Genomic DNA, 14813 nt, shown 5'->3' on the forward strand with positions numbered 1-14813 from the left:
TATGAAAGAGCTTTTTGACGTCGTAGAAGATTTCCTAGGCAGAGTAATACAACACTATGGTACCAAAGTCGACACTATAATAATCGGTGGTCCCGCTATAGAAGAAGAGGACATGAATAAACCACTCTTTGTTCTCATTGTCATTAAAGGCGTAAAGAAGATCTCTTTCTTAGCCAGACAAGAGATCGTGGAATATTTCATGAAGAAAGTTGAAGCCGAGAAGGTTTACTCCAATTACGTAATTTATACGGGGCACAGACCTTTGATTTACACATTGTTAGTAGACCCCTCAGAACTGGAGTATCATATTCCCTTAGTAGTCTACTTATCGACTAAAGGCGTGTTAGTCTACGGCAATATGGAAGTTCCTAAACTACCTTCATTCGGTAATGTTATAAGAATGGGCGAAATTAACAAGGGAGATGTGGTCGATCTATGAACAACAGCGCCTTTGCTTCGGAATATTTAACTAAGGCTATGAGGAATTTGAGAAACGCTAGGTCGGCCTACGAAGAAGGTGACCTGATTGACAGCTTATGTTATATTTATAACGTGGTCGAAGAAATAAGTGCAAGTATACTAGGACTTTACGGCTTTTATTATCCTTACGATCACAAGGCACAAATGTTAAACGTGATTGTAAACAAGGTTAGAGAGAAAGAAATCACGCTAATAAGAAAATTACAACTCCTAGAACAAAGACTCTATCCGATTATCCTTGTTGACGAGTCTTCGCTCAAAGAGGGTTCAGTAGTGGCTAGGAACGTTGAAGTGAAGAACTTGCTTCAGGAAGTTGAAGATTTATTCGAGCTAGCAAATACTGTATTTGATGAGTTCCATCATTGACTTAGACAAGGATACTTGTAGCTCGGACGTAATTGAAGCCCTAAATAATTATTTTCGTAACGTGATATACAAAATAAATAAGAATAGTGCTTATTTTGAAGAGATTATAAACAAATACAAAATTGAAATAATCAGAGACGAAGGTGATGTGATTTATTTTCGCGTGATATCTTCTTCTGGTTGAACTTTTATTCACAGATCAGAAAACAACTTGGGTTTAGAGAAGAAGAAGACTATTATTCGGCAGTGCTTCTTGATCAGCTATTAGCAAATAACTATGAGGACTATACTGAGGAATTACGTAACCTAATCCGCGGAAAGACTGTCGCAGTAGTGGGTGCTGGTCCGAATTTAGAACAAGTTGAATATTTGAACGAAGATGTAATAATATCGTCTGATGGTGCGACAAATTATTTAGTATCTAAGGGCATTAAGCCCGATGTAATAGTGACGGATCTCGACGGAATTTCAGTCTATCCAAAAAACTCAATATATGTGGTTTTAGCTCATGGTAATAACTCGGAATATCTGGTAAGCAAATTTCCATTTATTTCTGGCAGAAAACTCATCGGTACTTGTCAAGTGTTTCCTTTTGGTAGGCTAAAGTTATTCGGAGGATTTACTGATGGTGATAGGGCTGTAGTCTTAGCTTCTCTGTTTCAAGCTAAGGCTATAAGACTGTACGGAATGGACTTCGATTCGGGGGTTGTAGGTAAATATTCTAAGCCTTATTATGAAAATAATTTACCTGCATCGTGGATTAAGAAAAATAAGTTAAAAATTGCTAAGCACGTAATTGAAGAGGTTTTTAATAAAACTTTATAATTGTATAAGCAAAGAAAAATTTGGGATGTCTTTTCTTTGTTAACTCAAAAAAAGTCAGGATATTTGACACGACCCTGAGAGATGGAGAGCAAGCACCCGGAATAGACTTAACTATAGAGCAAAAGGTAAGAATAGCAAAACAACTAGCAGACCTAGGAGTAGACGTAATAGAGGCAGGATTTCCAGCGGCATCTGAAGGAGAGTTCGAGGCAACTAAGAAGATATTAGACGAAGTAGGGGATATGGTAGAGGTAATAGGGTTATCAAGGGCCGTAAAGCAAGATATAGATAGAACTATAGATACTGGTATAGCAAGTATTCACGTATTCATTGCAACATCAGATATACACTTAAAGTACAAGCTGAAAATGACGAGGGAGCAAGTTCTAGATAGGATATATGAGTCAGTAAGGTATGCGAAAGACCACGGTTTGATTGTGGAGTATTCACCTGAGGATGCGACAAGAACTGATGAAGAGTTCCTACTTAAGGCTGTTAAAACTGCTGTAGAAGCGGGAGCTGATAGAGTTAATATTCCAGATACCGTGGGTGTAATGCACCCCTTCAAGTTTTACGATTTGATAAGTAAGGTAGTAAAGGTCGCTGACGGGAAGATAATAAGCGTACATTGTCACAACGATTTCGGTTTAGCTACGGCTAATTCGATAGCAGGTGTTATGGCAGGAGCCAGGCAGGTACACGTGACTGTTAACGGTATAGGTGAGAGGGCTGGAAACGCTTCACTAGAAGAGGTGGTTATGGCGTTAAAGAAATTACTCGGTTATGAGGTCGGAGTGAAAACTTATAAATTGTATGAAACTTCGAAGTTGGTTTCGGAATTAACGGGAGTACCCGTACCTTACTTTAAGGCAATCGTAGGAGAGAATGCGTTCGGTCACGAGTCAGGTATTCACGTTCATGGTGTTATCGAAAACCCCTTAACTTACGAGCCAATATCACCTGAAGAAGTTGGAAACTTCAGGAGGATAGCATTAGGAAAACACAGCGGAATTCACGGGTTAAAGAAATTGTTATCCGATCAAGGTATTGAGCTTACAGACGATGAGTTAAGAGAGGTTTTGAAAGAGATAAAAGCACTTGCTGAAACCGGACACAAGGTAACAGTAGACGATGCAAAAGCGATAGCTATTAAAGTTTCTACTAAAAAAGTAAATGCATGATAAGATTTTTATTACACTCGGCATTTTTTCTAGATAATTTAATATTAATCGACCCCCATGACGGTGGAAGTATTGGATTACCGAGACCTGAGGTTAAAGCCTCACTAATTCTAATCACCCATAATCATTACGACCATAATGCATATGAAATAATACCTCATGAAACCGTGAAACTTAAGTATTACGGAGAATTTACGTACAAAAACTATACAATAAAGGGGATAAAGGCTTACCACGATAAAGAGAAAGGTAAAAGAAGGGGAGAGACTGCTATATATAAAATAGCGTCACCCAACGGAAAAACCTACGTCCATTTAGGTGATCTAGGGCACTTATTAGATGAAAAGTTAGTTGATGAATTGAAAAATCTGGATTACTTAATGATTCCTGTTGGAGGTGTGATAACTATAAACCCGTCAGAGGCTATTCAACTTATCAAGGCGTTAAACCCTAAAGTAGTTTTTCCTATGCATTATTGGGTTAAAGGACACTACATGCCATTAGATCCTATAGAGCCTTTCTTGCAACTAGCGAACACTGAGGGGATAAAGATAATTCAAATAAATAAGCCTGAAGTAAACGAGGAAACTATAGAAAAGGGAAGCGTCGTGTACTTCAATATATACTAAATAGCAGTTCAACAACATTCATCCTTCATTTGAACACATTATGACAGAGTTTAGGACATACATAAGCAACGTGTAAACCCTGATCTACTCCTCTAGATATAGATTTCCATTATGACATGGTATATTTAATTTATTAACAATAATTTTCACGATTTTCTACTCAGTTTTCTGAAAAAATGATGTAACTTACGTTAATGGATAAAAGTATAGAAATCATAAGATTAAAATCAGAAACAAAAAAGAAGCTTACAGAGATCTTCATTATACTAGAAAAATACCGATAAAAGGGTTTCATACGATGAAGCTATAAGTTATTTGATCGAAAGTTAGTTAAAAACAAAGAAATTACCGAAAAGTTATTTGGAATTACGAAAGGATATAATCTGGATAAGGAACTCTTGGAGGGTCACAAGAAGACAAACGATAACAAAGTAGTATTAGACCCTGAAGTTATTCTCTCATTACTTTTGGGGAAAAATCATAGAATTTTATAATAAAAATAAAATTAGGAAACTTGAACATAAAAAGGCAAATTAATATTAAAGGATTGGTTAAAATCTGGTTATTTTAAGGTAGTAGAGAGTTTAAATCTGAAATTCTACACCACACAAATGTGAGCACTTTACTTTCTTTAGCTGATTGTTTTACTTAACAACTGTTAAGTTTCCTTAGACTAAAGCAGTACTTAGAAGAGAAGAGGAATTATCAAGGTGTAATATAAATAAAAAATGTAATATAAAGGAAGTTAAATTTATTGACCAAAAACATCCAAACAGATTCATTAATCCCTTTCCATCAATCTTAGCCTACTGCTAGTAAAATCTAACTTATAGTTGTCTCCTATGCATATAGTCTATTTAACAAAAATACAAAGAGATGGGCGTAAAAGGTTGGATTATAAAAAGACAATGCCTTAAGGGCTTCAAACCATTAAACCTATGGCTTGCCGTCCTTTTACAAGGATAAAAGAAACGATTATAGCTTTACTTTCTCTACTTTAGCAACCGGAACAGTCTCCTTTTCTAATTCTCCTTTTACTAACGTTTCGATTGCTTTTCTGATTGCCTCTGATCTATTTAAATTATATCTTATTGCATATCTGTCTAATAGTTCTAATAAGTCTTCTTCTACCTTAAATGTTACAACTCTCATCTTACTACCCAAATTAATACTCCTCTTGCTTCGGTTTAAATATTATCTGGAGCGGTATTTCCATATTCCACTTACGAGAGGAAGATTACTTGATGAAGATTAATATATTTGTTTTCATATACTTTTATTCAGAGGAGAATACACATTGCCCACTATACACTTATCTTTGCCAGAATCACTTTACGAGGAATTGAAGAGAAAGGCCGATGAGATGGGAGTGCAGATTACAGACTTAGTGAAATTTTACATAAGGAGTGGGCTAAAGAACTCCTTTGATGAGGAGGATAACGATGAAAAAGAAGACGATAAATACTCTAGACTAGAAGAAAATATGGTGTTCCTAGAAGCAAGAATAGCACAGCTGGAGAGTATGGTCAATGAGCTTATCAAGAAACTATATGAGAAGGAAGCTGAGGATGAGGAAGTGGAAATTATAAATAAGGATAGTAAATAATTATAATTGGGCCTACGCGAAATGCCCTTGTGTCCCAAGGGCTTATGAACGTAGGTGGGTCCCCCCAATCCTTAGAATAGGATCATTCTAACTCATTCTAAAAATGATGTTACAGGGACGTCCTGATAAAGATACTTAAAAAAGATGATGAATTGATTCCTCGAACTGATTACATTACAATTAGGGTTACGGTTCTCAGTATAGCCGAGTTCTTCCTTATCTGTGCAATTACCTTATTTAACTCGTCCAAGTTTTCTGCATTTATCTCAATTACTACATCGTATTCTCCATATACGGGGTTTGCTTCCTTAACCCCGTTGATCTTTTTAACTTCATTAGCTACGTCTGTTTCTTTCCCAACAGTTGTTACGATTAAAACGTAGGCTTTTACTCCCATGATCTAATCATTAGTGTATAAAAATAAAATATTTTTCATTTTAAGAGAAGTCTCTCAGAGTCAAATGCCCTGGATGATAAATATATTAAAAATACAGAGACTAGAAACGTTACTAATAAAGAGAATATGGATTCTTGTATTGATCCGAATACATATAGGAGTAACCCAAGACTAATTTGCACGTATGGTATAATGTATATAGTAGACAAGGGAAAACTTAGTTGGGCAGGATTTATAAACAGTGCAGTAAACGAGGCTATCATTCCAAAGCTTATTACTATAAAGTTAATCACTTGAATATTTCTAACTGATCCACCTAATATTACTAGAAATATTAAACTTAGCGCTCCGGTTAACAGCACTGATAAAAGGTACACGATAACTATCATTCCTAAGAAGGGTAATGTCAGGCTAATATTAAGACTGAGGGATACACTGGATAGTAATACGAATAAGAGGGTACCAATTATATCCCCGAGAGAAGAGAATAGCCCTAAGACTGAAGCCACTATTAACTTAGAGAAGAGAAACGACCTTACTGAAAGTGGTGTAGCCAGTAATGATTCGAGAGTTCTCCTTTCCCTTTCTCCGGTTATTCCCTCAAGCAAATAGAATACTATCGGAGTTGCACTGGGGAATATTATTAACGCTATTATTCTCGTAAGCTCTGCTAATTGTCCAGCGCTACTTGAAGTAGGGTGTCCAGTTACGGTTCTGTAACCAAGGAGTAGGTATATAGGTTCTCTTATATCTACAACCGACACGTTTATTTTTGCCTCATGTTCCAAGTAATAAATTCTAGAGTTGGATATATTAAGTAACAACTGATATAACGCACCCTGAGCTAGATCTGATGCTTGCTGATTAGATGAGATAACCACTTGATAAATTATGTAAGCCTGCCTACTTATGTTGCTAGCGTTCTGATAAAAGTCGTTAGGAAACTCTATGATTACGTCCGGATACATTGAGGAGGATATATTGGTCTCAACTATTCCTCCTCTGCTCTGAATATAATTGGTAACAATACTAACGTAGAAGTCATTTAACGGGTTATGGTTTATCACGGCTATAACCGGAGGTTGGGCAGAAACCGAGGCATAAAGGACTATCCCTACTATGGGGAGCAGAATAAATGGTAAAATTATTGTGGAAAGTAACAGCTTCTTATCCCTCTTTATTTCAGTGAACTCTTTAGCTAGGAACACTCTGATCACGGCTAACCACCTTTAGGAAAGCTTCCTCCAAGTTTCTGACTCCCAGTTTTTCTGTTATCTCAGTAGGGGTACCTATCTGTATGATCTTTCCGTCGTTTATCATTGCTACTTTGTTACACATGTACTCCACTTCGAGCATGTTGTGTGAAGAAAGGATTATAGTGCTTCCCAATTTTTTAGCCATATTGCTTATGACATTCCTTATCCTCACAGAAGATTCGACGTCTAATGCAGAGGTAGGCTCGTCGAGGATAGCTAGTTTAGGCTTAGTCATTAATGTTCTGGCTACAATTAACCTCCTTTTCATGCCTCTGCTGTATGTGGAAGTCTTCTCGTATATTTTTTTCCCTAAGTCTGCAATTTTTACGCCTATCTCTACATACTCTTCAACGAGTTTTTTGTCACCTCTAGCATAAATTTCCGCGAATAAGTTCAGGTTCTCTAAGCCAGTGAGCCTTTCATACGGAAAAGCGTCTTCGGGCATGTATGAGATGAGTCCTAACTCCTTAGCCTTTTCTGGTTTGTAAGAGAAGACACTTACTTCTCCCTCATATCTTTTGATAATCCCAGCTATTATCCTCAGGGTAGTAGTCTTTCCCGCGCCATTAGGTCCAATGAGGCCAAAAACGTCTTCCTTAAATACATCGAAGGTAATGCCCTTGAGAATTAGGGAATTGTTAAACTTTTTAAAAACGTTTGTAACACTTACGGCTATCTCGGAATTCATTATACCATAATATATGCTTTGTTAAAATTTAAAATCGTTAGAAAAAAACTAGTTGTGATTACTGGGAGTATCAGAGACAGAACTGCCGAGTTCCTATTAAAGTTCGGAGAGAGAGGAGAATTTGTATTGAGGGCTGCATTGGAGTACAGCGAAGAGAACGAGAATAAAGAGTTAGGTGATTTCAGTTACAAAGGGGTCGTTGACAAACTCATAGACATGGGTTATAACTTTGACCCTAAAATGCTCTTACGAAGCTTAGAAAAGGATTTCGGTATAACGGAAACTACATACAAAAGTTCCAATCAGCACTGGTGGAAGTTCTTAGACAAGGAACAAGTCTCTTTTGCGCTTTCTGATTCCGGTCAACAAGACCCAAGGGTTAGACTTATCTTCTTAAAATTTTACTCTCTTGATCCGAAGGAGCTTCAACGTAAGCTAGAATTCTACTCTAGGAAAACTGTTCTTTCGGAGATGGACAAGAAAAATTTCAGGAAGTTAGTCTTTGATGAAATAGAACAACTAACGCAATTATATGATGATGCTATTCAGTATGAGGAGACTCAAGGTATTGCAAAGCAGATTAACAAGTTATTAACCTTAGCTTATAAAGTAGGGAAGAGGATTTATGGCAAAGGTTTCGATCAGGGATTTTCTGAAGAAGAAGGAGAGGAAAGAAAGGATAACCATGCTCACAGCTTACGACTACCCGACAGCGAAAGTGATATCTAATACAGATTTGGATGGAATCCTTGTAGGAGACTCATTAGGGATGGTAGTTCTTGGTCTAGAGAATACTTTGAATGTTACAATGTCGGATATGGTAAGACATGTATCAGCTGTTGCCAGGGCTAAGCCGAAACAGTTAATTGTTGCAGACATGCCTTTTCTCTCCTACGAGGTCTCGGTTAATGAAGGGGTAAGAAATGCGGGAAAATTGACTAGAAACGGAGCTGACGCCGTTAAGTTAGAAGGAGGAGAAGAAGTTGTTGACGTAATAAGGGCGATAATTAAGGCAGGAATCCCGGTCATGGGGCATATAGGTTTGACTCCCCAGCGTTTTTTAAGAATAGGAGGTTTCAGGACTTTAGGAAAGAGAGAGAAGGAAGCCGAGCAACTCATAAGGGATGCTAAAGCATTAGAAGATGCAGGTGTGTTTTCAATTGTCGTTGAAAACACTTACGCCGAAGTTGCAAAAAAGATCACAGAAAGTGTGAATATTCCTACAATATGTATTGGTGCAGGTCCTTATTGCGATGGACAAATACTTGTTATTCACGATCTGTTGGGCTTTACTGACTTCTCACCCTATTTCGCAAAGGCATATGTAAATCTAAAAGAGATAATTGATAAAGCAGTTAACGAATACATAAACGATGTAAAGAGCGGTAAATTCCCAGCTAGAGAAAACTACAAGGAAATTTCAGATAACCGTTGAGCTATAAACCTCAAGGAGGTAGTGAGTACTGTTTTATTATCGTATTTTTTAACTATCTCCTCCAGTGTATCTCTGCTATAGCTCTTCATTGTCCTCGCGTATTTTATCAAGAGCGGGAAAGCCCTTATCACGTTGTCTACAATAGTTATTGACGCCATTCTTGCAGTCCTAGACAGAGGATTTAGGTCGATCGCTATTACCTTTTTCCCCATCCTCGTTAAAGCCTCAGTTCTGTCACCGTCCTCCAGAGCTAGTAAGACTACGTCGGCAATTAATATCCCCCTCGGACTTACCCTTCTCCTTTCACTGAATAACTCAGGTATTGTGGCTGAGGCGTCTTCACCCACTCCCAGAACTTCTTCAGCCCCCGCTTTTCTTAGAACTTTTTCAATAGCCTTTTCTCTTTCAACAGTTCTGTAGAACAAGTTTACCTCAATCTTTGCGTTTACTTCTTTTGCTAGCTCCACGATCTCTTTAGGCACAAGAGCCGCCATATTTCCGTTAACTGATATCACTGGATGTTTAGCTAGTAAAAGTGTTGCTACAGAGGCTTTGATCGCGTCTATTGCAAATTGTTGAGTCTTTTCCCCTATAAGATAATCGAAGCATTCCCCCCTTCCGTGAGCTATCAGCCCTTGTGGGACCACATACCCTTCCTCTAATCCTTCTACGATTTTTTCCCTTATTATGAGGGATTCTTTTCTGGGGTGGTTTTCTGGGATCAATGAACGGACACTCCACTCCTTGCTACCTTGTGCTTTATCCATCCTTCTTCACACTCTCCTAGTTTAAGTATTAAGCCTTTCTTTCTAAATGAGTCTTTATATGGAGAGATAAAACCTAATTCCTCTGTGAACTTCTTCGCCACTTCGAAGAATTTGTGGATAGTAGGATTAAGGAGGAACTGGTTTATGTAGTTTAATGCATGTTCGTTGGTCTTGAGGAGAAGGCTCGTTGAAAGTCGTGACTCTGGTAAACTACAGATTTGTACGTCATCCGTAACTGTAAATACTTCCACTTCCCCTATAGTAGGAGCGCCAGGTTTTTTTCTGTAAACTATTCCGCCTCCATAATACTCCGAAATAACGTCGCCTAGACCGTTTTTTGACAGGACCTCGCTTTCGTGAGCTGTAAGCAATGCCTTCCTTAAATCCGTTAATCCCAATTCATAAGCTATCATTGCGTATCCTAAGCTTATTGCACCACTCATTCCGTAACCATAACCCAAAGGCACTTCGCTGTATACGTCTATGGATAACGTACCCAACTTCTTCAATGTGAGTAAGTTCCCGAAGTTACCTAGTTCCAATCTATCACCGTTACTTCTGATGACGGATATCTTTTCACGGTCGCTCAATTTTCCGGTTACAACTAGTTTTGGTTCTAACGTTAAAGAAAGACCTATTGAACCACTTTTTAAGATGTCGTTATCATAAACTGGGTACCAGACTCCAGAAACATTTAGTGGTACTGATACCTCTAAGTGCAATTTATACAAAAGTTTATAGCTCAAGTATATATTTTAATCTCTTAAATCAGCGTTATAGAGAGTAATAAATGATGGTAATTACTGACGCGTCACTCTTTAGTAGAGCTTTGACTACAATAGACATTAAGAAAATAGAGAAGTATCTCGATAAAACTGAACAAGTAGTTTACGTGGGTAAGGCTACATCCGTCTCAGGTGACTTAATAAGATATGCTAGAGCCAAATATGTCGCATCTCCTAACCTTTTAGGTAATGGAAATAAGATAGAGGAGAGCAAAGAACAGAGCGGTTCTTCAGTTTATAAATACTATAATGTGGCTCCTGGTTTAACATTCGAGGAATTATTAACTGAGTTAAAGCCTTCGGGCTTTGTACCCGTTCTTTTACCCTTCTACTTGAAGGGAACAGTAGGAGGGTTTATATCGAGTAATGGTTCAGGATTTGGTAGTTATAAGTTCGGTTTTGTGAGGGGTAAAAAGGAAGTACACAAGCTTGTTGGATCTAATGTAGCAACTATAATGACAGCTAAGTATCCAGAGGTCATAGAAGTAGATACGGAGACAGAATATGCGTGGAGTGCCGTAATTGTAGACGGTAGGGAAAGGTATTATTTGCCCTCATTTTACGCTAAATTTTTGGGTATAAGTAGAGGTGGTAACGTGGATTCCTATACTTTGCTTAGTGACTTTAGTTCTCAGATAATAAGAAGTTTTAAGAGGGATTATTTCCCTCTAATCCTTTTATATCCTCCGAATTCGAGAAATAAGATCTTTTCGATCCCGAACTATGAGGAAGTTTTGACTTACATTATAAATTATAACTCGCCTGAGAAGTATTACGTAACTATAGGTAACGCAAAATTTAATGATCTGGAGAAGATCTCTGAATTCCTGCTGAAAAACAAAGATGTAAAACCTTTTCCCAGCCCAAGGGAATATACAACATTAGAATTAACAATTCTTAAAGAGATTGGAAAGAAAGTAAAGACGCCTAAGCAATACAGTAAAATATCCAAATTATACGTAGACTCGTTAAAGTGCATAAATTGTGGGTTATGTTTAGATGTTTGTTTAGCATATAAAATAACGGGTAACCCAGTCTTTTCTCCCATGGCTAGAATAGGTCGTCTTATATTTGAAGAGACTAGCTTCGAAACATGTTTCGGTTGTACTAAAGACGAGGAGATATGTCCAGTAAATATCCCTATTAGTGAATTAATGACTGAAGGTGTAAACAAAGTATCACCAACTACTAAGCCTCCGATTGAGATATCTGACGTGACGGCTGACATAAGAGCACTTGAGAAGAAGTTAAATGAGAAGTATAGGAATAGACCTCTATTCTTCCTATTTGTGGGGTGTGCTGCTAAATATGATCCTATTGGTCTGAGAGGGTTCTTACAGTTTTTATTAGATAATGGAGATAAGCTCCCAGCACGATTCTCTCCTAAAGTTAGACTAATCTCTGGGAGGTGCTGTGGCTTCGACGACTATTTAGCTGGAGATGACGAAGGAGCAAGGAAGAAAGTTATGTCAATTATTGAAGAAAAGAACAACAGTGGGGCTATAAACGTATACTTTATGTGTCCGGAAGGTTTGTACGTTTACAACAAGTTCTCTGACCAAAAGGGGATTTTAGCTTATGAGGTAATTAAGGATCAAGTCCAAGGAAAAATACATACCGGTTGTTGGGCTAAGAAATTAGGAATTAAAGGTGATGATGATGAATGTGCGGGTTTGACTTTTACTACTTATCAGGGTTTTCCATTCCCTTATAGCAAAAAGCAAGTAGCGACAATATGTCCTTTCTCGACGTGGAAGTTCGGAACTTTATCGGTATACGGTCAACTTTATAAAGAGAACGTAATTCAGCAGACCGAAGTCGCCGAGAATGCTGCTGATGCTGAGAAAGAAATCTTAGATTTAGCACTTGTTTCGATAAAAGATGCGTTAATCCAGTCAGTAGATGAAATTGCAGAAAAAGTCGGGCTATGGAGCCTAGGAGGAGAGCAGTACTTCATAACAATTACCTTCCCTATATTGTCAAAACACTTCAGTGACACTTATAAGAGCAACCTAAAGGCATCTGACAAAAAGGATTTAATCGTCAAGTATCTAAATTCCATAATAAACGACCCCATAATGTTAGAGAGTAAGCTGACTTTAGTTGTTGATTACCTTAAGAGCCAGAACTATGAAGATGTAGTTTCAGATGCCCAGTCCAAGATAGTTACCTCACCAAGGCTAGAGTTCTCTATGGCAGATATAGCTAAGTCAGAGGAGATGAAAAAGGCTTTAAGGGAGATAATTAGGAGAGCAATATCTACTAAAACGATAGAAAGGATATTTAAGGACGTATTATATTCTTGAAATAAGCTGTTTGGTAAAAGTTTTTAATCTTAGCGGTATATTGTAAATCATGAAGACGTTATTTAAAGGAGTTTTAATAACAATCGTAGTTTTAGTCTCAGTATTAGGTTTCCTTATGTTTGAAACACATAGCCTAGCGTCTAGCTCACAACAAACTACTTTAGAAGATCCACACTACATAGGTACAATCTATATATACAACCTTTCCGCATTGAGTAGCTTTGTTTCGGCTTATGGTTACAATGTGAGTAATCTCACTAACATATTTGGAGAAGGAGTAATTCACGTACTTGAATACAACAACACAAGAGGAGTACTAGGTTATATTCAAGTGGAAGGACCGGAAGCTTCCTTAATATTTTATTATATAAACTCGACTTTAACACAACACGGGTTTAAACAAGGCTCTTATAATAACCTCATATACTATTACGCAAACAAAACTGCAATAGGTTTCGACGGTCATTACGTGTATTTTGCTCACGATAACATATCTGCGTCTGAAGCCGTAAATATAATAATTTCTCTGTATAACTCTCCTAAGGTTCTACCTTCCCCAATAAGCGGTTTAATATTCCAAGGATATGTAAAGAACACGAGTTTTGAAGGGTTTGCCAATGACCAGATGATAATACTAAAGGCTAATTCAACCTCTGCAAACTTCACGAAACTTGAAAATCTATTCCATTTCTTCCTATTCGAAACCCATAACTATAGTTTTGAAGGAAATGTTATAATAAAGAACTCTACGACAGTAGTTTATGAATTGACTGCACAGAAAGACAACGGACAGTCTGTATACGTCATAATAGGTATTGAAAAGGGAACCAATGGAGTGGATTATGGCGCTATGATAATTTCTCCTAAACAAATAAATTACACTGAAATCTTTAACTATCTGTGAAATACGATAATTTAACCTATCTTTTTTATATTCTTAAGTTTTTCATTTTATCAAGATTTACTAAAAGCTTTGTCATATTAACTATTGTATTTTCCGGTTTAATGGTGTTGTTTTACCTCAGTATAGGAAAAATAATATTTGTTACCTATCTATTTCCCCAACTAAAAATAAGTGCCCTAGAATTTGTTACGTTCTTCTTAGTCTTTAATTTATTTTCCTCAATAGTCCAAAAGGCAGATTTTGACTTTTTACTGACCTCCCCAGTAAAGACTACAACATTAGCCCTTTTATATATAGTAGGAAGCATGTTTACCGGGGGAGCTTACTTTATAGTTCTCAGTACTTACATGATTTTGCTCTATCCCCCTCCGTACTCATATATCGCTTTCACCTCTTTTTCAATTTTCGGAATAGCAGTTAGTTCTTTGACCTTAGCAAAAAATAAGTTCTATATAATCTTTGCGTTAGTTTTTCTAAGTTGGCTACCTTATTTTCACTTCTACTTTACACCAACAGCGTTAATATTTGGACACTTATTAAGCGGAATTCTAAGCTCCCTAATCCTTTCAGCACTCGTACTTTATTACTCCGTTAGATATGCTGACTTACAACTATCTGGGTCTAAAGTTAGAGCCAAAAGAAGCAGTCTCATTAATGGTAAACAATCTGTTCTTCGTATAATCTGGAATAATTATGAGTTCGTTTGGGGTTATGGTTCTACTTTTTCTGGGAGAAGGATATTCTTCTACATTATCCCTTACTATAAGGCGATAGGGATTTCAGTGCTTATCTCCTTAGTATATTTGTGTGTAGAAATAACTTTTCGTCCACCGTTTTACACGGGGATTATAGCACCTAATGTACTGATCGTGTCCTTTCTGTCTACTACCGGTCTTTATGCACTTTCACAAGAGAGACCTTGGCTAACCTTTATGTCTTTAGACCAGGGGAGAATAATAGCAGAAAAAATAATTATTAAGACTCTGCAAACTGCCTTCCTCTCACTTCCCTTTGTAATTGTAGACACTATACTAGGGAGATTTACAGTAGGCATGTCGCTTTTTAGCGGCGTAATGGCGGGGTACTTAGTCACAGCAATCCTTATGAGTAAACTGAACCCGATACAGTTCAGAGGTGAGGTTTACAACTACAAGGCTGGAAGCGGTATGATAGTGGTTATAATGGTTG

18 protein-coding genes are annotated in these 14813 nt (G+C 37.4%); 12 read left to right on the forward strand and 6 right to left on the reverse strand.

Annotation, left to right across the window (positions count from 1 at the left end; genetic code table 11):
- Position 1: 1 nt before the first annotated feature.
- From WIW52_RS09075 to WIW52_RS09100, 6 genes are read left to right on the forward strand one after another with little or no spacing between them, the layout of a single operon-like run.
- Entirely contained in the window at positions 2-439 is a 438-nt protein-coding gene (locus WIW52_RS09075; RefSeq protein ID WP_337710028.1) for a hypothetical protein, read from the forward strand.
- Positions 436-846 carry a hypothetical protein gene (locus tag WIW52_RS09080; protein WP_337710030.1) on the forward strand — a complete coding sequence of 137 codons (411 nt, stop codon included), beginning with the start codon at positions 436-438 and terminating at the stop codon, positions 844-846. Before WIW52_RS09075 ends, WIW52_RS09080 begins: the two co-directional genes overlap by 4 nt.
- The gene (locus tag WIW52_RS09085) at positions 830-1030 is read left to right on the forward strand and encodes a hypothetical protein (protein ID WP_337700412.1); all 201 of its coding nucleotides are present in this window, start codon (positions 830-832) and stop codon (positions 1028-1030) included. Before WIW52_RS09080 ends, WIW52_RS09085 begins: the two co-directional genes overlap by 17 nt.
- Positions 1027-1671: a 6-hydroxymethylpterin diphosphokinase MptE-like protein gene (locus tag WIW52_RS09090; protein WP_337710032.1), complete on the forward strand. Its 645-nt coding sequence runs from the start codon at positions 1027-1029 to the stop codon at positions 1669-1671. Before WIW52_RS09085 ends, WIW52_RS09090 begins: the two co-directional genes overlap by 4 nt.
- Positions 1672-1691: 20 nt before the next feature.
- Complete coding sequence (locus tag WIW52_RS09095) at positions 1692-2852, forward strand: isopropylmalate synthase (RefSeq protein WP_337710034.1); 1161 nt, start codon at positions 1692-1694, stop codon at positions 2850-2852.
- Positions 2849-3481, forward strand: coding sequence for an MBL fold metallo-hydrolase (locus WIW52_RS09100; RefSeq protein WP_337710036.1), 633 nt, complete (start codon positions 2849-2851; stop codon positions 3479-3481). The genes WIW52_RS09095 and WIW52_RS09100 overlap by 4 nt, the downstream gene beginning before the upstream one ends.
- A 975-nt stretch (positions 3482-4456) precedes the next feature.
- Here the strand turns inward: WIW52_RS09100 and WIW52_RS09105 are convergent.
- Positions 4457-4633, reverse strand: a complete 177-nt coding sequence (locus tag WIW52_RS09105) for a ribbon-helix-helix protein, CopG family (RefSeq protein ID WP_337700538.1) — start codon at positions 4631-4633, stop codon at positions 4457-4459.
- 145 nt (positions 4634-4778) lie between these two features.
- Here WIW52_RS09105 and WIW52_RS09110 point away from each other — a divergent pair, with 145 nt between their 5' ends.
- Complete coding sequence (locus WIW52_RS09110; protein ID WP_337700420.1) at positions 4779-5087, forward strand: hypothetical protein; 309 nt, start codon at positions 4779-4781, stop codon at positions 5085-5087.
- Between the two features lie 169 nt (positions 5088-5256).
- On the opposite strand, the gene WIW52_RS09115 is transcribed toward WIW52_RS09110, so the two are convergent.
- The 3 genes from WIW52_RS09115 to WIW52_RS09125 are packed head-to-tail and all read right to left on the reverse strand — an operon-like array spanning position 5257 to position 7428.
- A complete protein-coding gene (locus tag WIW52_RS09115; RefSeq protein WP_156007152.1) occupies positions 5257-5484 on the reverse strand; it encodes an Lrp/AsnC ligand binding domain-containing protein in 228 nt (75 codons plus the stop codon).
- A gap of 35 nt (positions 5485-5519) precedes the next feature.
- Complete coding sequence (locus WIW52_RS09120; RefSeq protein ID WP_337710038.1) at positions 5520-6701, reverse strand: ABC transporter permease; 1182 nt, start codon at positions 6699-6701, stop codon at positions 5520-5522.
- Positions 6679-7428: an ABC transporter ATP-binding protein gene (locus WIW52_RS09125; protein ID WP_337710040.1), complete on the reverse strand. Its 750-nt coding sequence runs from the start codon at positions 7426-7428 to the stop codon at positions 6679-6681. Before WIW52_RS09125 ends, WIW52_RS09120 begins: the two co-directional genes overlap by 23 nt.
- Before the next feature lie 54 nt (positions 7429-7482).
- Here WIW52_RS09125 and WIW52_RS09130 point away from each other — a divergent pair, with 54 nt between their 5' ends.
- The gene (locus tag WIW52_RS09130; RefSeq protein WP_337710041.1) at positions 7483-8157 is read left to right on the forward strand and encodes a hypothetical protein; all 675 of its coding nucleotides are present in this window, start codon (positions 7483-7485) and stop codon (positions 8155-8157) included.
- Positions 8054-8863 (forward strand): 3-methyl-2-oxobutanoate hydroxymethyltransferase, encoded by an 810-nt coding sequence (panB, locus tag WIW52_RS09135; protein WP_337710042.1) that lies wholly within the window; start codon positions 8054-8056, stop codon positions 8861-8863. The genes WIW52_RS09130 and panB overlap by 104 nt, the downstream gene beginning before the upstream one ends.
- On the opposite strand, the gene WIW52_RS09140 is transcribed toward panB, so the two are convergent.
- On the reverse strand, positions 8836-9630 hold the full coding sequence (locus tag WIW52_RS09140; RefSeq protein ID WP_337710043.1) for a 4-phosphopantoate--beta-alanine ligase: 795 nt from the start codon (positions 9628-9630) through the stop codon (positions 8836-8838). The genes panB and WIW52_RS09140 overlap by 28 nt on opposite strands.
- Entirely contained in the window at positions 9585-10352 is a 768-nt protein-coding gene (locus WIW52_RS09145; RefSeq protein WP_337710045.1) for a GHMP family kinase ATP-binding protein, read from the reverse strand. Before WIW52_RS09145 ends, WIW52_RS09140 begins: the two co-directional genes overlap by 46 nt.
- 68 nt (positions 10353-10420) lie before the next feature.
- Here WIW52_RS09145 and WIW52_RS09150 point away from each other — a divergent pair, with 68 nt between their 5' ends.
- From WIW52_RS09150 to WIW52_RS09160, 3 genes are all read left to right on the forward strand, one after another.
- The gene (locus tag WIW52_RS09150; protein WP_337710046.1) at positions 10421-12721 is read left to right on the forward strand and encodes a 4Fe-4S dicluster domain-containing protein; all 2301 of its coding nucleotides are present in this window, start codon (positions 10421-10423) and stop codon (positions 12719-12721) included.
- 49 nt (positions 12722-12770) lie between these two features.
- Positions 12771-13625: a hypothetical protein gene (locus tag WIW52_RS09155; RefSeq protein ID WP_337710047.1), complete on the forward strand. Its 855-nt coding sequence runs from the start codon at positions 12771-12773 to the stop codon at positions 13623-13625.
- A gap of 101 nt (positions 13626-13726) precedes the next feature.
- Positions 13727-14813, forward strand: a 1087-nt coding sequence (locus tag WIW52_RS09160) for a hypothetical protein (protein ID WP_337710048.1), incomplete at its 3' end; no start/stop codon positions are given.

This window comes from Stygiolobus sp. RP850M (assembly GCF_037389295.1).
GTDB lineage: Archaea > Thermoproteota > Thermoprotei_A > Sulfolobales > Sulfolobaceae > Stygiolobus.